At 56.8% G+C, this 19,936-nt stretch carries 20 protein-coding genes; 10 read left to right on the forward strand and 10 right to left on the reverse strand.

Annotated elements, in window-relative coordinates:
* Window positions 1–170: 170 nt before the first annotated feature.
* The 3 genes from rarD to PQR63_RS05140 form a co-directional block, all read right to left on the reverse strand.
* Complete coding sequence (rarD, locus tag PQR63_RS05130) at window positions 171–1,061, reverse strand: EamA family transporter RarD (RefSeq protein ID WP_408166214.1); 891 nt, start codon at window positions 1,059–1,061, stop codon at window positions 171–173.
* A gap of 294 nt (window positions 1,062–1,355) precedes the next feature.
* Entirely contained in the window at window positions 1,356–1,523 is a 168-nt protein-coding gene (locus PQR63_RS05135) for a hypothetical protein (RefSeq protein WP_408166216.1), read from the reverse strand.
* Window positions 1,524–1,661: 138 nt separating this feature from the next.
* The gene (locus tag PQR63_RS05140; protein WP_408166218.1) at window positions 1,662–2,792 is read right to left on the reverse strand and encodes an FAD-dependent oxidoreductase; all 1,131 of its coding nucleotides are present in this window, start codon (window positions 2,790–2,792) and stop codon (window positions 1,662–1,664) included.
* An 84-nt stretch (window positions 2,793–2,876) separates the two neighbouring features.
* On the opposite strand from PQR63_RS05140, the gene PQR63_RS05145 reads away from it, so the two are divergent.
* Window positions 2,877–3,551 (forward strand): TetR/AcrR family transcriptional regulator, encoded by a 675-nt coding sequence (locus tag PQR63_RS05145; protein ID WP_408166220.1) that lies wholly within the window; start codon window positions 2,877–2,879, stop codon window positions 3,549–3,551.
* Between the two features lie 150 nt (window positions 3,552–3,701).
* On the opposite strand, the gene mctP is transcribed toward PQR63_RS05145, so the two are convergent.
* Window positions 3,702–5,204: a monocarboxylate uptake permease MctP gene (gene mctP, locus PQR63_RS05150; RefSeq protein WP_408166222.1), complete on the reverse strand. Its 1,503-nt coding sequence runs from the start codon at window positions 5,202–5,204 to the stop codon at window positions 3,702–3,704.
* The gene (locus PQR63_RS05155; protein ID WP_408166771.1) at window positions 5,204–5,383 is read right to left on the reverse strand and encodes a DUF3311 domain-containing protein; all 180 of its coding nucleotides are present in this window, start codon (window positions 5,381–5,383) and stop codon (window positions 5,204–5,206) included. The genes mctP and PQR63_RS05155 overlap by 1 nt, the downstream gene beginning before the upstream one ends.
* Before the next feature lie 377 nt (window positions 5,384–5,760).
* On the opposite strand from PQR63_RS05155, the gene PQR63_RS05160 reads away from it, so the two are divergent.
* The 5 genes from PQR63_RS05160 to PQR63_RS05180 all read left to right on the forward strand — a co-directional run bounded on the left by PQR63_RS05160 (window position 5,761) and on the right by PQR63_RS05180 (window position 9,286).
* Window positions 5,761–7,131 (forward strand): cache domain-containing protein, encoded by a 1,371-nt coding sequence (locus tag PQR63_RS05160; RefSeq protein ID WP_408166224.1) that lies wholly within the window; start codon window positions 5,761–5,763, stop codon window positions 7,129–7,131.
* 76 nt (window positions 7,132–7,207) lie between these two features.
* Window positions 7,208–7,816 carry a response regulator transcription factor gene (locus PQR63_RS05165; protein WP_408166773.1) on the forward strand — a complete coding sequence of 203 codons (609 nt, stop codon included), beginning with the start codon at window positions 7,208–7,210 and terminating at the stop codon, window positions 7,814–7,816.
* A gap of 144 nt (window positions 7,817–7,960) precedes the next feature.
* Window positions 7,961–8,386, forward strand: coding sequence for an SRPBCC family protein (locus PQR63_RS05170; RefSeq protein ID WP_408166226.1), 426 nt, complete (start codon window positions 7,961–7,963; stop codon window positions 8,384–8,386).
* 13 nt (window positions 8,387–8,399) lie between these two features.
* Window positions 8,400–8,837: an EVE domain-containing protein gene (locus PQR63_RS05175; protein ID WP_408166227.1), complete on the forward strand. Its 438-nt coding sequence runs from the start codon at window positions 8,400–8,402 to the stop codon at window positions 8,835–8,837.
* Window positions 8,834–9,286 (forward strand): MarR family winged helix-turn-helix transcriptional regulator, encoded by a 453-nt coding sequence (locus tag PQR63_RS05180; RefSeq protein WP_408166229.1) that lies wholly within the window; start codon window positions 8,834–8,836, stop codon window positions 9,284–9,286. The genes PQR63_RS05175 and PQR63_RS05180 overlap by 4 nt, the downstream gene beginning before the upstream one ends.
* A gap of 29 nt (window positions 9,287–9,315) precedes the next feature.
* On the opposite strand, the gene PQR63_RS05185 is transcribed toward PQR63_RS05180, so the two are convergent.
* The 5 genes from PQR63_RS05185 to PQR63_RS05205 all read right to left on the reverse strand — a co-directional run bounded on the left by PQR63_RS05185 (window position 9,316) and on the right by PQR63_RS05205 (window position 12,902).
* On the reverse strand, window positions 9,316–9,618 hold the full coding sequence (locus tag PQR63_RS05185) for a YciI-like protein (protein WP_408166231.1): 303 nt from the start codon (window positions 9,616–9,618) through the stop codon (window positions 9,316–9,318).
* A 93-nt stretch (window positions 9,619–9,711) separates the two neighbouring features.
* Window positions 9,712–10,167, reverse strand: a complete 456-nt coding sequence (locus tag PQR63_RS05190) for a GNAT family N-acetyltransferase (RefSeq protein ID WP_408166233.1) — start codon at window positions 10,165–10,167, stop codon at window positions 9,712–9,714.
* 22 nt (window positions 10,168–10,189) lie between these two features.
* On the reverse strand, window positions 10,190–11,248 hold the full coding sequence (locus tag PQR63_RS05195; protein WP_408166235.1) for a DMT family transporter: 1,059 nt from the start codon (window positions 11,246–11,248) through the stop codon (window positions 10,190–10,192).
* An 87-nt stretch (window positions 11,249–11,335) separates the two neighbouring features.
* Complete coding sequence (locus tag PQR63_RS05200; RefSeq protein WP_408166237.1) at window positions 11,336–12,397, reverse strand: alpha/beta hydrolase; 1,062 nt, start codon at window positions 12,395–12,397, stop codon at window positions 11,336–11,338.
* A 193-nt stretch (window positions 12,398–12,590) separates the two neighbouring features.
* Window positions 12,591–12,902, reverse strand: a complete 312-nt coding sequence (locus tag PQR63_RS05205) for a hypothetical protein (protein ID WP_408166238.1) — start codon at window positions 12,900–12,902, stop codon at window positions 12,591–12,593.
* Here PQR63_RS05205 and PQR63_RS05210 point away from each other — a divergent pair.
* The 4 genes from PQR63_RS05210 to PQR63_RS05225 all read left to right on the forward strand — a co-directional run bounded on the left by PQR63_RS05210 (window position 12,885) and on the right by PQR63_RS05225 (window position 19,927).
* On the forward strand, window positions 12,885–13,637 hold the full coding sequence (locus PQR63_RS05210; RefSeq protein ID WP_408166240.1) for a substrate-binding periplasmic protein: 753 nt from the start codon (window positions 12,885–12,887) through the stop codon (window positions 13,635–13,637). The two genes, PQR63_RS05205 and PQR63_RS05210, sit on opposite strands and share 18 nt — an antisense overlap.
* A complete protein-coding gene (locus PQR63_RS05215) occupies window positions 13,634–16,747 on the forward strand; it encodes a bifunctional diguanylate cyclase/phosphodiesterase (protein WP_408166242.1) in 3,114 nt (1,037 codons plus the stop codon). Before PQR63_RS05210 ends, PQR63_RS05215 begins: the two co-directional genes overlap by 4 nt.
* 5 nt (window positions 16,748–16,752) lie before the next feature.
* A complete protein-coding gene (locus PQR63_RS05220; RefSeq protein ID WP_408166244.1) occupies window positions 16,753–17,454 on the forward strand; it encodes a glutathione S-transferase N-terminal domain-containing protein in 702 nt (233 codons plus the stop codon).
* Between the two features lie 337 nt (window positions 17,455–17,791).
* Window positions 17,792–19,927: an AsmA family protein gene (locus tag PQR63_RS05225; protein ID WP_408166246.1), complete on the forward strand. Its 2,136-nt coding sequence runs from the start codon at window positions 17,792–17,794 to the stop codon at window positions 19,925–19,927.
* The last annotated feature ends 9 nt before the right edge of the window (window positions 19,928–19,936 follow it).

Consider the following 19,936-nt stretch of genomic DNA (forward strand, 5'->3'; position numbering starts at 1 on the left):
GATGATTTCTCCATAGGATGGAAGCGCGAGCTTCCGGTGAGCGGTGGTCGGCGCGCGCATGGAAGAATGCCGCCGCGCCGGCAGAACAGTCATCCTGCGCTCAAACAAAAACGCCGCCTATCAGCGTAGTGCTGAAGGCGGCGTCAGAATATCGACGACGGGCACTGCGTTTAGCGCCGCTGCATCAGCCGCACGCTATGAATCGCCGTAAAGCCTACCGACATCCAGATCGGGATATATGTCCACAACTGCGCCGATGTCAGCGTCTCATCCAGCAGGATGATCGCTACCACCACCAGCAACACCGGTTCCACGTAACCGAGAATCCCGAACAAGCCCATCGGCAGCAAGCGGCTCGCACGTAAGAAACAATCCAGTGCCGCGGTACTCAGAAGCCCCAGCCCAGGCAATAGCAGCAGATACATATCAGGCCGTTGCCACACCGCAGACAGATTCGGGCTGATCGCCAGCGTGTACAAAGCTACCGGCGTCAGCAGCGCGATCTCCATCGTGAAGATCACCATCGAATCCAGCTTCAGACGGCGTCGCAGCATGAAGTACGGTGGATACCCCAGCGCCACCAGCACCGTCGGCCACGAAAAAGCTCGCGTCATCCACAGCTCATGCAACACGCCTGCAATCGCACAGGCCACCGCAATGCGCTGCCAACCATCCAGACGCTCACCGTAATAAAACCGTCCGATCAGCACCATCGCCAACGGCAGCAAAAAATAGCCGAGCGATACATCCAGCGCCCGCCCATTCAACGGCGCCCATAAGAACAGCCATAACTGCACACCCAGCATCGCCGTCATCGCCACAAACAACAGTGCCTGCAACGGTGTGCGCAGCAACGCAAGAACGGCAGCACGCAACTGCGCTCCATGCTTGCGCCAGCTGATCAGCACGAACGCCAGCGGCAGCGTCCACACGATGCGCCAGGCAAAGATGTCGAGGCCATTGAGCGGCGTCAGCCAACTGGTATAAGCAGAGAGCAGGGCGAACAGCGTCGACGCGATGACCGACAGGGCGATGCCACGCGCCGTTTCAGGATGGTTCATGCAGAAAGTGAGGTAAGGGGAGTTACGTAACGGCACCAACATGGTGCGAGCGCGATTGTAGCTTAGTCAGGTGCGGGCGCTGGGGGATATGTTGAGAAAGCAGGGGAAATGATCTGTGCGAAATGAAAATTTCGCGAAAATAGTATTCGCACGGAGAGAGTTCGGTTGGTCTGTGTATGACAAACGCCCGCTTGAGCGGGCTATGTATTTAATTCTTTGGATTTGAAGGCAGCAGCCGGCCGTTAATGGACGCTGATCTGAGCGATAGAAGTGCCTTTGTTGAGATCAACGCTGCTAGAGCACTTCTTCGCTCCGTTGTTTGGCTTCTTCTCTCGCATCTTCCATCTGCCGCCGGGCATCTACCTTTGCTCGCACATGGGCGGTATAGGCCTGCTGACTGATAGGGGCAATTGTCATCAATTCTTTCAGATTGGCGGTACTTTCTTCGTATCGCTGATGCATGGGCTACTCCTGCTGAAGGGTTTAGACTTTTTACCACACATGAGCGAGTATGCACGAATACTTGCTCGTCTAGCTAGCCCATAGCTCACATTTGCCAATGGCTACATCCTGTGACTGCCCCTGGCTTTCAGGGCAGTATCATGACGTTTCTGCATCTTGGAACATGTTGATCATGCCACTTGCAGGATCTTTGCCTGCAAGCAGTTCATAGAATTTTTCACCATCCGCCGCGACCTTGGCGCTTCGCTCAAACATGGCTTGCTCAAATTGATGAAGTCCAGCTTCCAAATCATCGGCATGTGAGGCGATGGCTTTGGCAAGTTCGGCGCCGTCGTATAGCGCCAGATTGGCTCCCTCACCGTTAGGGATGCTGAGGTGGGCGGCGTCGCCGATCAGGCTTACCCCCGGCACCCGTTGCCAGCGGTGCTCATGGGGAAGTGCGTGAAGCGGACGCAATAGCGGAATTGTGTCGCTGTCGGTGATCAGCGCAGTCAGTTCAGGCGCCCAGCCATTGAACTCCTGTGCAATACGCGCGCTTGCTTTCGCTTGGTCGGCGAAGTCGATATCGGCAAACCAATCCAGCGGCCTGGCAAGCATCGCATAAGTGTGCAAGGTCTCATGACGCTCACGGTGCGCCATGATCGCCTTACCTTGAACGGGGGCGCCCATTTGCCCCGTGCCGACTGCAACGGCGCTGGCCGGGTGGCGAACGGCCGCATCGAACAGATATGTCTCCACGTACGACATCCCGGTGTATTGAGGCATAACTGCGGACAGCAGCGGACGCACCTTTGACCATGCCCCATCGGCGCCGATCAACAAATGCGTGGTGACCGTTCTGCCATTGGTAAAGCTGACTTCATGGCGGCCGTCTCCCAGCGACCGTACACCGGCAACTTTGTGATCCCACTGGACTGTCCCGGCGGGCAAGGAATCGAGCAACATCTGCCGAAGCTCTCCGCGTTGTACCTCGGGACGGCCTCCACTGCCGTCATCCGGATTCTCGAACAGAAGGCTGCCATCGGGACTTAAAATCCGCATCGCTTGCCGTCCCTCCAGAATGAGTTCTTGGAACTGGGTGAGCAGGCCGGCGTCTTGCAGCGCCAGTTGTCCGTTGTAATCATGGATGTCGAGCATCCCGCCCTGAGCGCGCGATGCTGCTGACTGCTCCGCTTCATAGACGATTGAGGGAATGCCGTGAAGATGCAGGACACGGGCTAATGTGAGGCCTCCGAGTCCGGCCCCGATGATGGCGATTGGCGTATTCATATGGACTTTTTGGGAAGTAATCGGTAAGTTTGGAATGATGTTCCAATATATTGGAATGCCATTCCATTTATGTCAAGATAGCGCATGGTAAAAAAAATGCAGCGTCGTCCACGACGTGATGAATCCCTGTCGCGAGAGCAGATCATCGCAGCCGCAATCGAATTACTCGACAGCGGCGGCGAATCAGGTCTGACCTTCCGCAATCTTTCCGAACGCCTGGCTACCGGCCCCGGAGCTATCTACGGCCACGTTGCCAACAAGAGCGATCTGCTTGAAGCCGCCTGTAGTGCGGTCATTGGGCCTGGTGTGGATTTACAAGCGAAGGACATGTCGCCGAAAGCGGCGATTCGTGCTGTAGCGCTGACGATGTTCGATGCGATGGATGCGCACCCGTGGATCGGCTCCGCGTTGGCTTGGGCTGCGGGAAAGTCGACCATGGTGAGCGTGCTGGAACGTGTCGGGCAACAAGTGCATGCTCTTGGCGTAGACCCTGACAAGCATTGGGTTACCGTTTCAGTGCTGTTGAACTACATTCTCGGAGTCGGCGGGCAGAACGCCGCCAATGCGCAAGTGGCGCGGGCGCGAGAGGCAGAAAGAGCCGAATTTCTGAGTACGGTGGCAGACGCCTGGTTGCAGCTCGACCCGGATCGCTATCCATTCACTCGAAGCATCGCGACGCAAATGAGTGTTCACGACGATCGTGCTGACTTCCTGGCCGGCATTGATTTGATTTTGGCGGGTATCGAATCGGTCGTGTGATCTGAGCAAAACGCTTAATTTCGCATCGTCTCGGGTTTGATGTTATGCATTCCGAGCACGACTTTTCTTTTTGCTTTGTCAAACAATCGGGTTCCATCTCATTGATATGGAACCCGACCTGCTTTCTTTAGTGCTTCTTTAGTGCGTCACTCAGTGCTTCAATGCCGGCGCTTTCGCACCGCCCTTGCCAAACACCAACTGCACCACAACTGCCACAACGATATTGATCGCCAGAGCAATCAGACCGGTGTACATGGAGTACGAATCAGCGCCGATATGGAAGGTATGCACCGGCTTGATGCCGTCTGCATACGCCAGCCAGCTGCCGCCGATGATACCGACTGCCCAACCGGTCAGCAGTGCGTTCGCGCCAAACCAGCCGATAAACAGACCGAACACCAGCGCCGGGAAGGTTTGCAGAATCCACACGCCGCCCAGCAACTGCAGATCAAGCGCAAACTTGGTCGGCAAGAACAGGATGAACACCAGCGCGCCGAACTTGACCACCAGCGACACCATCTTGGCCACCTTGGCTTCGCCCTCGGGCGACACGTTCGGATTCACGTACGGCTTCCAGAAGTTGCGCGTGAACAGGTTAGCAGCACCAATCGACATCACCGCCGCCGGCACCAGGGCGCCGATGGCAATCGCCGCGAACGCAAAACCACTGAACCAGCTCGGGAACATCGCATTGAACAGCGCAGGAACGATGTCATTGTTAGCCTCAACCTTGACGCCCGCCGCATAAGCCATATAACCCAGCAGCGCGATCAGACCCAGCAGCACCGTGTACGCAGGCAGGAACACAGCGTTCTTGCGGATCGTGTCCGCACTCTTGGCCGCAAAGATACCGGTCAGGGTGTGCGGATACATGAAGGCCGCCATCGCCGAACCCAGTGCCAGTGTCGCAAACGGCAGGAACTGAGCAGGCTTGAGCGTCAGGCCGGTCATGCCACCCTTTGCTGCAAACGCCTCGCGCGCCGAGTTGAACACAATGCCATAGCCGCCCAGCTTCATCGGCACCAGCACCACCGCCACCAGCACCACGATGTAAATCATCAGATCCTTGACGAAGGCGATCAGCGCAGGCGCGCGCAGGCCGGCCGAATAGGTGTACAGCGCCAGAATCACGAAAGCTGCCAAGAGCGGCAATTCACCGGTCACACCAAGCGCCTTGATCACGACTTCCATCCCGATCAGTTGCAGCGCGATATAAGGCATGGTCGCCACCACGCCGGTCAGGGCAATGGCCAGTTCCAGCTTACGCGACTTGTAGCGGCCGAACACCACGTCCGCAGCGGTGACGTGACCGGCCTTGTGCGCAGCGTGCCACAGCTTGGGCATGATCAGGAACACGATCGGATAGACCAGAATCGTGTACGGCAGCGCGAAGAAGCCATAAGCACCGACTGCATACACCAGCGCCGGCACGGCGATGACGGTATAGGCCGTATAGAAATCGCCGCCGACCAGGAACCAGGTAATCCAGGTGCCGAAGTTACGGCCGCCCAGACCCCATTCGTCGAGATGTGCGCCCTTGTTGGACGAACCGCCGCTTTGCCAGCGCGAGGCCCAGAAGCCCATCACGGTGACCAGCGCAAAGAAGAAGATGAAGACGCCGAGGGCTGTCCAGTTGATGGAAGAAGAGTTCATTATTCGACTCCCTTCTTGAGACCGTCTTTATAGACGATCCAGATAATCAGTGCGGTGAGTGGAACCCAGCCCAACTGATACCAGTAGAAAAACGGAAAGCCGAACAGCGCGGGCAGTTCGTCGTTGTAAAACGGAACCCACAGCAAGGCGATGAAAGGTAGTAACAGCAACGCGCGCAGATAGCTTGGCCCCGCTGTTCTGGATGACATGTCGGTAGACATCAGATCTCCTCTTTTGTTATGAAAAATGACCGTTTCGGAGGCATCCACAACAAAAGAAGGGCAACTGCAGGCGCACATGCGAGACGTCTATAGGCATTGCGTCCGGAGTCGTCGTGGTGAGGATGTCTCCGATATAAAGAAACTTTTATATCAATTCTTAATATTTTTATGTGCCGTAGTATTCGCAACTATGCGGCTTGGAACAAGCGGGAGAATACTTAGTGAAGCTACGTAGGAACACGTAGATGGCTGCGCGCAATCCGACATAGAATTGCGGGATAACTCAACGCCGGATAGTGCGCGGGGCCTTTCCAGCTCGAGGAGACATTGCCAGGATGAAACTAAGACACAAGATCATTTTCTTTGCAGTCACACCGTTGCTGATCTCTTTTGGGGTCATTGCGATTGTCGTTTGGCATCAGACCATCAGGCTCGGCGAACAGCAGCGCCAGTCGATTCAGGAAGCCTATCGGAGCAGCAAGGACGCGGAATTGCATCATTACGTCGATCTCGCCGTTCATTCGATTGCGCATCTCTACGAGCGTGGTGATGTGGAAAATTCCAAACAGGAAGCGCTCAACATCCTGGCGAGACTTGATTACGGCGACGACGGCTATTTCTTTGCCTACGATTTTTCCGGCAATACGCTGGTTCATCCGCGTCAGCCTGAGCTGCTGGGCAAAAATTTATGGGACTGGGAAAACGTCGATGGCACCAAAACCATCCAGCGTCTCATTGTTCGCGCTCGTGGAGGCGGTGGCTATGAGCGCTATCTTTGGCGCAAGCCGTCCAGCAGTACGGTCGCACCGAAACTTGCGTACGTGATTGCACTGCCCAAGTGGGGATGGATCATCGGCACAGGGATCTATCTCGACGATGTGGACGCGGCGCTTGCCAACATTGACCGGCAGATATCCGGGCACAATCTCGACACGATGCGATTGATCGCGGTCATCGCACTCCTCAGCGTCGCGGCGGTGGCCGGTTTCGGCCTGATGTTCAACCTTAGTGAACAGCGTGTTGCCGATGCCAAACTCAGAGAGTTGGCTCAGAGAGTCGTTTTATCGCAAGAGGAAGAGCGGGCGCGTGTCGCCCGCGATCTGCACGATGGCATCAGTCAGCATCTGGTTTCCATCAAGCTGCAGACTGAAGCGGCGATCATCAAGCTGGAGTCTCCCCAGCAAATCGCATCGGCCAGCGGCGCCTTTGAACACACCGTAGAGCAAATGAATCGTTTGCTCGGCGAGATCAGGCATATCTCTCACGGCTTGAGGCCTGCTCTTCTGGATGATATGGGCTTGACCAGCGCATTGCAGTTTTTGTGTGACGAGTGGAATGCAAATGGCGAGCTTCGTATTGACTTCTCCTTCAGCGGGACGAGCAATGCCTCGCCTGATGTCGTCAATACTGTGATGTTCCGGGTTGCCCAAGAGGCCTTGAACAATGTCTGGCGCCATGCGAAGGCAAGCTCTGTGTCGCTGGAACTGGCCGAAGAGGCAGGCTTGTTTCTCCTGACCATTCGCGATAACGGCATCGGCTTCGATACGGGCCAGATTGCCAAGCATCCCAAACGGGGCATAGGCTTGCGTAATATGGCAGAACGCCTGGAAGCGGTGGGCGGCAGCTTCTCCGTATCTTCAAGTTCGGAAGGGACAGTGGTCGTAGCGCAAGTTCCTCTGCTGAAAAAGGAGGCATTTCATGCCTGAGGGAACAGTAACAACAGCTGTAACAACAACAGCTGTAACAACAACAGCTGTAACAACAACAGTAACAACGAATGTCATGATCGTGGACGATCATCCGATGATCAGGGATGGCGTGCGTGCCCGGCTGGAGAGTATGCCGGGGGTACGGGTGGTTGCCGAAGCCGGTACTGCAGACGAAGCCTTGAAGCATGCGGCGCAGCAGCCAATCAACCTGGTGTTGATGGACATCAACCTTCAAGGTAGGAGCGGGATCGAGCTGACGGGGAAATTTCAATCGAATTTCCCCGACATCGCGGTGCTGATCCTCAGCATGCACAACAAGGCTGAGTACGTTTTGCAGTCGATTCGTGCAGGCGCGAGAGGTTACGTTCTGAAGGACGCGCCTGGAAGCGACATCGTGCGTGCAATCGAAGCGGTACTGAACGGGGGTGTGTATTACAGCGCTGCACTGATGCCCATCCTCGCCCAACCGCGTATCAAAGAAGAGTCGCTCACGGTGCGCGAACGCCAGGTCCTTGAGCAGATAGCGAAGGGCGCGTCGAACAAGAGCATCGCGGAGACGCTGGATCTGAGTGTGCGCACCGTCGAAACCCATTGTCTGAATATCAAGCGCAAGCTGGATATCGAAGGACGCAGCGAGCTGATCAAGTTCGCCTTGGAAAATCTGAGAATAGAAAGAGGGTAGAGAAGAGCGGGCATGCTTCGAACGCCGGCTTCCGGCTGACGGATGACATATGCTGATTGCTAATCAAATTTCGGGAGTGGATGAGCGTTGTTGACGGATATAATAAGTGCGCATATAATATGTGTACTTATTAAGGAGATAGATATGTCGAATGCTAAACACGCCACCGCATCCTATAGCCATGACACCGTCGCGCCGGCGACAACCATCTGGGCACTTTTCAAAGCAGTATCCGATTGGAAGAACTGGAACGCCGGTGTGCACGACTGCTCCCTGGAAGGCCCTTTCGCTACAGGCTCCTGGTTTTCCATGGTGCTTCCTGATCATGACGTCATCCGATCGCAACTTGTCGAAGTCACTGAGCCGCATCTGTTTTCCGACGAGACTACGCTTGGAGACGTCGTAGTCCGAGTGACACATCAGATCGATCCGCTGCCTGACGGCCGCAACCGGATCACCTACGAGATCGACGTGGTCGGAGAAAATGCACAGGATATTTGCACGGGAGTTTCTTCCGACTTCCCGCAAGTCCTGCAGGGACTCGTGGCGCAAGCGGAAGGCCGGGTGTGACATGAGCGAGTACATGAGCCAGTCCTGGCTAGGTGTTGTATCTCGCTCCCATGTTCAACGCGGGGTGGCAGGTGGCTTTGCGCAAGTGTGTCACGGCAAGGCGCAGCCTTTACGCCGAATGAAGTCGGGCGATATTTTCTTCTATTATTCTCCAGCGGTCGAAATGCATGGTGCGCCGTTGAAGGCATTCACTGCAATGGGAGTGGTGGAGGATGAAGAAGTCTTTCCCTTTGATATGGGAGGCGGATTCGTACCGTTCCGTCGCCGCGTGAGGTATATCGAGGTGAAAGAGACGCCGCTGGAGGCGTTGCGCAGCGAGCTGGATCTGTGCGCTGCGCCGAGCTGGGGAATGGTTCTGCGCCGCGGCCTTGTCCCTCTGACCGACAAGGATTCAAGCACGATCGCGAACGCAATGGGCGTTGATCTTGCAACACAAAGGATTCATCGATGAAATCGAAACCACTACCCACCAGCCACAGTGGGCCGTCTGACAGTCCCGGTTTTTTGCTATGGCGCATCTCCAATAACTGGCAACGCGAGCAGCGTGCTGCGCTGCAGCCGCTGGGATTGACGCACACGCAGTTTGTCATGCTTGCCGTCGCGACCTGGTTCGGGGCCGAAGAACCGCTTACCCAAATGAAACTGTCTCAGCTCACGGGCAGCGATCCGATGACGACTTCTCAAGTCGTGCGTGCTCTTCTTGCCAGCGGTCTGTTCGAACGCGCTGATCATCCCACTGATACAAGAGCCAAGGTCATCTCCGCATCTGCAACCGGTCGCAAGCTTGCGCAAAAAGCGATTACCGTCGTGGAAGAAGTCGACCGTCGCTTCTTTGAGCCTCTTGGGCAGGATCAGGCTCGTCTTGTCACTCTTTTTCAGAGCCTGCTCGATAAACGATAAATTTTGATTTGCTTGCGTGTTTTCGCTGTTCAGGTTGGACGAACGATCGAAGCGGCATCTTTTCCCACCACCGTCGTCCACAAGCGCACCTGCCATTGCGTCACGACGCCATTGGTCACATATGGATCTTTATTGGCAAAGTTCTCGGCCACTTCCGGCGAGTCACCTTTGAACAGCAGCATGGCCTCATCTTCCGGATCGCTGAGTGCGCCGCCGAGAATCAGTTCGCCGCGTTCGGCTGCTTCCCACGCGAATTTGAGGTGGTCATTGCGGAACGGCAGTTTGACGGTCTTGCTGTCTTTGACGAAGCGGTAAAAAAGAACGTAGTGCATGGCGGTCTCTCTTCAGTTGTGCTGGAATGCGGGATAAGAACAAATCATCAGATCAGGGAATTGTACGCTGCGGCGTGCAAGTTTCAGCGCAAGTCACTGCGCTTGCCGCTCGTAGTAGACATCCCATTCTCCCTCGTCAATTTTTTTAAAACCATGCCGCTGATAAAACTGGTTCGCTTCGCTCTGTTTCAACGCGCCGACGCGCATCGGTAATGCGGCAGCATCTGCCTCGAAAAATAGTTGAGTCAATACAGCGCTGCCGATGCCTTGTCCCTGATGGTCAGGATGAATGTACAGATGATCCAGTAGCAGATGATTCTCATCCTGCTTTACCACGACAAAGCCGACACGCTGGGCATGAGACAGGATGTAACGCGTGTGATCCGCCGAGAATCCCGATTGAAAACGCTCTCGCGCCCTGTCCGGATCAAAACGTCCGACGCGTTCCAGGCTTTCACGCATGGCGGCGATGCGGATGCCCACCAGTTCATCCAGGTCGGACGATGTCGCCGGTGCGAAGCTGATGATGGTGTCGTCGTGTTGAGTCATGATTTCAGTAACATCGCAATCATCAATGCTGATGCCGATGATGCGCGTCCGGATAATGTGCGTGCGAGTGGGTCAGGTTTGTATGAAGGTGTCGATGGCGATGCGTCGTGCCGGGTGCGACCGGGAAGGCGTGATCGTGCAGATGGTGTTCGTCGTGGGTATGTTCGTGGTCGTGTTCCATCTCTTCATGGCGATGCGCGTGCGCGTGCCGCTCCGACAGATGCAGCCAGATGCCCCATGCCATGAAGAAGCTTGCGACGGCGAGTTGCAGCGTCAGTTTTTCTCCGGTCAGCAAGGCAAGACCGGCGCCGAAGAATGGTGCGACGGAAAAATACGCACCTGTGCGTGCCGTGCCGAGATGACGCAGCGCTGCGACGAATAGGGCAAGGCTGACGCCGTAAGCCAGAAAGCCGACCAGCAGCGTGGCGCCGATCACGGGCATTTCCGGAAAATGGGCTCCGGCCAGCAATGCCAGCACCAGATTCGTCCCGCCGGCCACAAGGCCTTTGACGGACGCGATCCAGGTGGCGTCGTTCAGCGACACTTTGCGCGTGAGATTGTTGTCGAGTCCCCATGCCAGGCAAGCGCCTAGTACGGCAAGCATCGGCCACAGCGTAATTGGCCCGGTTTGCGCAGGCCAACTGAGAATGACGGCGCCGACGACAATGGCGAGCATGCCGGTCATGATGCGTTTGTCGACGTTTTCCCTGAAGGCGAACCACGCCAGCAATGCAGTGAAAACACCTTCCGCATTGAGTAGTAATGATGCTGAAGACGCCGGCATGCCCGTGAGTCCGATCATCAACAACACCGGCGCGAGGACACCGCCGCAGGCAATCGCCCCGGCGAACCAGAGTAACTCACTGCGCGCGGGTAGGGCCTGGCTGGCGCCGGTGATCCGGCGATAGATCGTCAGGCCAAGGCCCGAGCCCAGATAGAGCAGGGCGGCAATCATCCACGGCGAATTGTTGTTGAGCAGCATGCCGGCCAGCGGCGTTGCAGCGCCAAATAAGAGTGCTGCAAGCAAGGCCGCCTGAGGGCCGGATGAAGCGATGTTCTTCAATTTGCTCGTGATGCTCATGATGATTTTGCCGGCCGGTTGAGAGATAAGCTATTTTAATCTCTCATCGCTGCAAAGTTCGGTTCGACAGTGCTCCGATATCTCAACTCAAGGCGTTGTTACGCAGCCGGGTTTATCAAATAACGCTGCCAGTCCGCAAACCGAGTGATACATGGCGAAAGTACGATGAGCAACGCCCGGCACTTCCAGCAGGCGATGGCGTTGTGGCAAGCGGGCTGTGTCGGCAGCAGCAGTGATGTAGCGAAAGTAGGCATGTCCTCGTTCCAGCCGCGTCGCTCCCTGGCTCTTGAAGGCGCATGCCTGCCCAAGCGCGTCGGCGTTGGGGTCGTTGTCGGCTGTACCCAGCAGGTAGATAACGTCGCGCTGAAGGTAGTCGTCTTCCAGCGCGCCTGGCGACACCGGTCGCGTCAGATAGGTTGGCAGTTTGGCTGCGAGGCCGTTGTTCCATGTGCTGACGCCGGGACAACTGGCGCGGGCGTCGGCAAAAGAACCGTCTGGTTGTGGCCGCTCGTCGCCGAAATACAAATACGCCGCAGGATTCGCTGCGACATAGCGCACATGAATACCGGCAGCGATGAGATTCATTTCTCCGCGCCCGACCACCGCATAGCGCTGCACGAACTGGCCACCGGCAGAGTGACCGGCAAGCACCACGTCTTTCAGATTGGGAAACAGCGTGCGGTCGGCCAGATGTGCAAAGATCGCGTCCATCACGGTAAAGCTGCTGATCGGTGACGGCGATTTGGCATCGTAGCCCTGCAGCCATCCGCTTTCCTGCCACTGTAGCGTCGTGGAGGAGAGGTGATGGGCGGTGACGTCGGTTGCGGTGAGAAATTGCGGCGTGATGAAGAGCGTACCCTCTGCGAGGGCGCCGGCGCGTTGCTGCAGATCCTTGTCGGCATCAATGTCGCGCCGTGGCCAGCCGTGGATGATGATGACGGCGCGCGTGACGTCCGTTTGCGCAAATGTCCAGTCGCGCGATACACGTATCGGTATGTCGCCTGCGCCGTTTTCGGGTTGCACATGAAAGCGATCTTGCAGCACGACAGGCACAGGACTGTTGACGACGTCGACTTCTGCTGCGCTGACAGAACGCAAGACGGAGGCACAGAAAATTGTACTCAGCAGCAATAGGCGGATGGTCGGCATGTACTCTCCTGTCTTCGTCAATTGGGCAACGTGCTGCGATCAGACAACGAGGCGGATTGTCGCATTGCATTTCGTTGTGATGCTGACATATTGCTGAACTTTTTCAGGATGTTTGCGGACTCTGCATCCGGCGTAAACAGCCCGTTTACCTGCCTATTTCCTCGGTTGCAGTTTAGTGGGGCGTCGGGTAACATCAGCCGACCATGGCAGTGCTGATTTTCAATCCGATCATTGTTGTAATGTGCCGTGATGTATTGTTTTCATCACGACATGGTGTTGGTTTGAAGCAATAAAAATAATGTTCAGACAAGCCAATTAATGAAAAATGAATGCCGGTAGTCAGTACGTCATAAAACGCATCTACAGGATGCACACGGATGCACACGAAGGGGGCCGTATTTCTGTTATTTTTATCGCCGGGGGGACGGTGATCCGCCGCCGCTTTGTTCGTATTGCGAGTGTCTGCAGCATGCTGCTCGCAACATGCATGCCGGATATTGCCCATGCAGGCGGTCCCGATTGTTCCCGTCCCTACACACTTGCTTTGCATGACCACGGCCTGTTGTACTCCGCCAATACCGACACCGGCATCGATAAAGATTTTGCCGATGAACTGATTCGCCGCAGCGGTTGCAAGGTTGGTGTCAGTCTGATGTCACGCGCGCGTATCTGGCAATTGATCGAATCGGGCGCGCTCGATTTCAGTCTGTCGGGCATCGCCAATCCGGAACGCCGTCGGTTCGCCTCCTTCGCCTGGTACTTCAGTAACAAGTATTACCTGCTGGTGCGCAAGGATGCCGCCATGCGACAGCTGGCCGATTTTGAGCGCAGTGAAAACTTCCGCCTTGGCGTGATCCGCAGTTTTCGTTACAGCGACTCCGCCAATCGTCTGGTTGATAAACTGGCTGCCGCCAATCGCGTGACGCAGGCGGGCGGTCTCGATCCGCTGTATCAGGCACTGATGGTGAATCGCATCCAGGGCATGATCATGGAACCCTTCGATTATCCTGTGGTGGAAGAGAAACACATCCGCGACGTGACATCGATTATTGAGTTCAACGATCCATCAGTACCGCACGGTCTCATCATGTCCAAGAAGGCCCTACCGCAGTCCGAACGCGAAAAATGGCGCGCCCTGGTCGAAGAGATGCGCGCAGACGGCACCGTCCGCCGTATCTTCGAAAAATACTTCTCACCTTCGCTGGCTGCGTCGATGGTCGATTTTCAGGCGGAGCCGTGAACTGGGTCCGGCAGATTTTGTTGCCGCTGGTGATTTTGATCGCCGGCTTCAGCGTCACCTGGCTGGCGTGGGATCACGAACGCCAGGCATCCAACAAGGAACTGCGGGCGCAGTTTGATTTTTCCCTGCGCGAAGCGGTCAGCCGCGTCGAGCAGCGCATTGCCAGCTACGAGCAAATGTTGCATGGCGTGCAAGGTCTGGTAGTTTCTTCAGGTACGTTTGATCGTACCGCTTTCCATGACTACGTCAGTTCGCTGAATCTGGACGCCAATTTTTCCGGCATTCAGGCCATCGGTGCCGAAGAGTGGCTGCCCGCTGACGAAAAGATCAATCACATCGCGCGCATGCATCAACTCGGTTTTGCCGATTACGCAATTCGCCCTGCGGGCGACCGCGCTAACTATGCGCCGATCATCATGCGCGAGCCTTATATCGGTAACAATCGCGCGCCGTTCGGCTACGATCCCTGGTCCGAAACCAAGCGCCGCCGCGCAATGGAAAAAGCCCGCGACTCCGGCATGGCTGCCATCTCCGGCAAAGTGCTGCTGGATATCGACAACGGCAATGAAGCGCAGGCGAGTTTCCTCATGTATCTGCCGGTCTATGCACACGGCATGCCGCTGTCGACCATTGAAGAACGCCGTGCCAATCTGGTTGGCTGGGTGCATGCCTCGTTTCGCATGAGCGATGTGATTGCCAGCCTGTATGGCGAGCAGCCGATGGGCGTGGCATTTTCCATTTACGACGGGGTTGAGCCTTCGCCGGAGGCGGTGTTGTATCGCTCCGTCGGCAGTGATGCCGCCGCCGCGCCACTGCACAAAGATGCGATATCCGCCACTGAGTATCTGGTCGTAGCAGGTCACAACTGGACGTTGACCATGAACACCATGGACGACTTCAACGCACGCTACGGTCGCAACGCCGAGGCGCAGACCGCGGTCACCGGTATCGGTCTGACCTTGCTGCTGGCTTTGCTGGCGTGGGCGCTGATGTCGAGCCGCCGCCGCGCGATTCGTCTGGCGGGCAAGATGACGAGCGAGCTGCGCGCCAGTGAAGAGCAATTCCGCGCCATCGCGGACTGCACCGTCAACTGGGAAATCTGGTGGGGCATGGATGGCAAGCCGCGCTGGATCAACCCCTCGGTCAAAGAGTACACCGGTTACACGGTGGAAGAATGCATGGCGATGGACGATCTCAGAGCGCAGATGATTTACGCTGAAGACTTGCCACGTGTGGGGCCGGAGCTGGACAAAGGTCTGCTTGGCGAACGCGGCGACGATCTCGAATTCCGTTGCGTGCGCAAGGACGGTTCGCTGTTCTGGCTGTCGGCATCATGGGTTCCGATCTACGACGCCAACGGCGCACTGGCCGGCTACCGTACCAGCGGCCGCGACATCACTGAACGCAAACAGGTTGAAGCTGAGTTGCGCATCGCCGCCGTAGCGTTCGACTCGCTCGAAGGCATCATGGTTACCGATGCAGAAAGCCGTATCCTGCGCGTCAATAACGCCTTCGCCAAAATGACGGGTTATTCCGCCGCAGAGATCATCGGCCTGACGCCCGACGTGTTGCGTTCGGATCGTCACAGCCCGCAGTTCTATGACGAGATCTGGGAAACCGTTCAGCGCTTCGGCGGCTGGCAGGGTGAGGTCTGGACGCGCCGCAAGAACGGCAAGGTTTTTCCGGAATGGCTCACCATTTCTGCCGTCAAGAGCGATGACGGCAGCACCACGCACTATGTCGGTACGCATCACGACATCACTGAACGCAAGATCGCCGAAGAACGTATCAAGGAGCTGGCCTTCTTCGATGCACTGACGCGTCTGCCTAATCGTACGCTGCTGCTGGATCGCCTCAAGCAGGCGATTGCCGTCAGTGCGCGCAACAAGACATGCAGCGCGTTGCTGTTCATCGATCTGGATCATTTCAAAACGCTCAACGACACGCTCGGCCACGACAAGGGAGACCTGTTGCTCAAGCAAGTCGCGCAGCGCCTCGCGTTGAGCGTGCGTACCAACGATACGGTGGCGCGCGTGGGCGGCGACGAGTTCGTGGTGGTGCTGGAGAGTCTGCACAAGAGTCCGCAGGAAGCCGCCACCCAGACCAAAGCCATCGGCGAAAAAATTCTCAGCGTGCTGGGTGAGCCGTATCAACTGGAAGACGTTGACTACCGCACCACCGCCAGCGTTGGCGCCACCGTATTCCGCGGCCGCCAGGCATCCATCGACGAGCTGCTCAAGCAAGCCGATCTGGCCATGTACAAATCCAAGGAAACCGGCCGCAACTCCATGAGTTTCTTCGATCCGGCTATGCAAACCGTGGTGCTGGAACGAGCAGCATTGGAAGCCGGCTTGCGCAAGGCGATCGACGGTGGACAGCTGGTATTGCATTATCAGGCGCAAGTGGTCGAGGGCGGTCGCGTAACCGGCGCAGAAGTGCTGGTGCGCTGGCAGCATCCGCAGCGTGGTACGGTGCCGCCGGGTGAGTTTATCCCGCTGGCGGAAGAAACCGGCCTCATTCTGTCGCTTGGCAATTGGGTTATGGAAACCGCATGCACGCAACTGGCGCGTTGGGCCGAACGCGTGGATACCTCGCACCTCACCATCGCCGTTAACGTCAGTGCACAACAGTTCCGCGAATCCGATTTCGTCGAGACGGTCTCCGCCATCATCGCCAGAACCGGCGCCAATCCCAAGCGCCTCAAGTTGGAGTTGACCGAGAGCCTGTTGGTCGACAACGTCGAAGACATCATCCAGAAAATGTACGCGCTGAAGGCCAAGGGTGTCGAGTTCTCGCTGGACGATTTCGGTATCGGCTACTCGTCTTTGTCCTACCTCAAGCGCTTGCCGCTGAACCAGCTTAAAATCGACCAGTCGTTTGTGCGCGATGTTCTCGTCGACCCCAACGATGCCTCCATCGCCAAGACCATTGTCGCGCTCGCGCAAAGTCTGGGACTGGGAGTCATCGCCGAAGGCGTCGAGACGGATGCGCAACGCAGTTTCCTGGCCGATGCAGGGTGCCATGCCTATCAAGGCTATTTCTTCTGCCGGCCATTGCCCCTGGAAGATTTTGAAAAATTCGTCCAGGAAGTCGATCCCATACTGGAGTAATTTTTATGTCCGCATTGTCTTCATTCCCTATCAACGCCAAATGGCCGGCCCAGCATCCTGAACGTATCCAGCTCTACTCGCTGCCGACACCGAACGGCGTCAAAGTCTCCATCATGCTGGAAGAAACCGGTCTTGCTTACGAGCCGCATCTGGTCAGCTTTGAAACCAACGACCAGTTGTCGCCGGAATTCCTTTCGCTTAATCCCAACAACAAGATCCCCGCAATCATCGATCCGGATGGCCCCGGCGGCAAACCGCTGGCCTTGTTCGAATCCGGCGCCATCCTGATGTATCTGGCCGACAAGAGCGGCAAGTTTCTGTCGCAGGATCCGGCTGAGCGTTACCAGACGATCCAATGGCTGATGTTCCAGATGGGCGGCATCGGCCCGATGTTCGGTCAGCTCGGCTTCTTCCATCGCTTCGCCGGTAAAGAGTTCGAAGACAAGCGTCCACGCGACCGCTATGTCGCCGAGTCGCGTCGCCTGGTCGGCGTGCTTGATCAGCGTCTGGCTGAACATGAGTGGGTGATGGGCGATTACAGCATCGCCGACATCGCGATCTTCCCTTGGGTGCGCAATCTGGTTGGGTTTTATGAAGCGGGCGAGCTGGTTGGCTTCAAGGATTTCCCTCACGTTGCACGCGCATTGGCTGCATTTGTGACGCGTCCTGCCGTGGTCAAGGGACTGGCGATTCCGGCACGCGGCTGATCGTTGAAAGTTGTTTTACAGGCAATGCGTCGGTGAGGTAATGCCTCGCTTTCGTAGTCAATGTCTGTCGTGATGGCCGGCCCTTAACAGGCCGGCTTTTTTCGTCTCTATCCTCTGTTTTTCCACAGTTCCTTCCCCAAGTCTTACAAGTAAAGAGGGCATCTTCTTATGCCGCCGGTCGCGTGTTGTCCGTACGCTATGGTCGAGGCGCGGATTTTGTGCCGCTTTGCGTCGGCATGGACTATTGATCACGGATCACTGAACATTGCCCGAAGCACCCGCAAAGCCGCCCGGATGCGTTGCGAAAAATCAAAAAACAATCTTCATAGGCTCGCGAATGAGACACCCCATAGCGCGGTATATCCTGACCGGCTTGCTGGCGATATTTTTACTCGTCGCGGCCATCATCATCTTCGTCGCCGTTTTCGACTGGAATCTCGCGAGGCCTTACATCAATCGTGAAGTGTCCTTGCTCACTGGCCGCGATTTTGCCATTCAAGGCGATCTCAAAGTGCATTTTCGTCAGGGGTTGCGTACTGAGCAAGGCTGGCGGCGCTATGTGCCGCGACCGGAAATCAGTGCCGCCGACGTCCATCTGTCCAATCCCTCATGGAGCACTGCCGGGCCGCAGATGTTCGTCGCGCGTCGTGTCGATATTGCATTGCATCCGCTCGACCTGCTGCGCAAGACGGTGGTGCTGACCGATGCCGTCCTGGATGCACCCGCTATCGCTCTCGAGCGCCGCGCGGACGGCAGCAATACCTGGACCTTCAAACAAAACGCATCGGAGCCGTCGGCATGGAGTTTCGAAGTGCAACGCCTGGCGTTTTCCAGCGGGACTATTCGCTACGTCGACGGCATCATTGCTCTCGATTTGCAGGCCAAGGTGGTCTCGATTGCCGACAAGGTCGATGCAACGCAGGCCCGCCAGGCCGTAACTGCAACGCGCGCAGAGACACCGGCAGCTCCGCCATCCCAGGCTGTGGAAAAATTCGGCCTGCAGTTTGAACTAGGTGGCACCTACCGCAAAGCCAAGATCAGCGGATCAGGTAAGGCCGGCGCTGTCATGGCGCTGAAGCAGGATGACACCGTCTACCCGATTCAGCTCAATGCTCAGCTCGGCGAAAACAAGATTGGCATCGATGGCACGCTGACCGACCCACGCTCGCTGTCGGGCATCGATTTGCAATTGACGCTGGGCGGCTCGAGCATGGCGAATCTCTACCCGCTGACCGGTGTGCTGTTGCCGGAAACGCCGCCTTACTCCACTCGTGGACGCCTGATCGGCAAGAAGGAGGGCGAAGTCTGGAACTGGACGTATCAGAATTTCACCGGCACCGTCGGTAGCAGCGATCTCGCCGGGACCGTGCAATATTTGCCGCGTCAACCGCGGCCGTTGCTGCGCGGAGAAGTAAGCTCCCAGCAACTGCGTCTGCAAGACCTTGGCCCGGCTGTCGGTGCGGATAGCAATGTGGAAAAACAGGCGCGCGGCAAGGCCGCCGTCCAACCGGACGACAAGGCGCTGCCGGTTGAACAATTCAACACCGACAAATGGGGTGCCATTGACGCCGACGTCACCTTCAAAGGCAAGAAGCTGGTGCGTAGCGAGAAGATTCCCCTGAAAGACATCGTTGCCGAACTCCACATGAAGGACAAAGTACTGAGCCTGACGCCGCTTGACTTTGGTATGGCCGGCGGCAATGTCACGTCCAATATCTCGCTTGATGGCCGGGAGAAGTCCATCAATGCGCAAGTCAAACTGGCTGCAAGGCATTTGAAGGTGCGTGAGCTGTTTCCAACGCTGCAGTCCATGAGCGCCAGCTTTGGTGAGGTGAATGCCGACGCCGCGCTGACCGGTCACGGCAATTCGGTGTCGTCGATGTTGGCGACATCCAACGGCGAACTTGGCGCGGTGGTCAGTGAGGGATCGATCAGTAAATTCATTCTCGAAGCCGCCGGGCTGAATGTCGCCAACGCCGTGTTCGTCAAGGTATTCGGCGACAAGCAGATCCATCTGAACTGCATGGCAAGCGATTTTGAGGTGAAAAACGGGCGCGCCGGCATCCGCCAGTTCATTGTCGATACCGATGATGCATTGGTCGACGTGACGGGCGACATCGATCTTGCCAAGGAATTGCTCAATCTTGATATACGTCCCAAGACCAAGGGCGTGCGTATATTTTCCTTGCGCACGCCGCTCTACGCCAAGGGGTCTTTCAAGCATCCAGACGTTGGCCCCTACAAGGGACCGTTGGCGCTCAAGGCCGGCGCTGCGGCAGTGCTGGCAGTCGCATCGCCGCTTGCCGCCTTCTTGCCGCTGGTTAATCTGGGCAACGTCAAGGATGCGGATTGCGCCGGCGCATTGGCCAAGGCTACGCAGACACGCGCTGGGCCTAAATCGGAGCCAACCGCTGCACCGGCAAAACCGGTCACGGAAGGTGAAGTGAACAAGGCGCAGCAAGAGAAAAAATAACGCAGGCAG

It is taken from the genome of Herbaspirillum rhizosphaerae, assembly GCF_046025915.1.
Lineage (GTDB): Bacteria > Pseudomonadota > Gammaproteobacteria > Burkholderiales > Burkholderiaceae_D > Herbaspirillum > Herbaspirillum rhizosphaerae_A.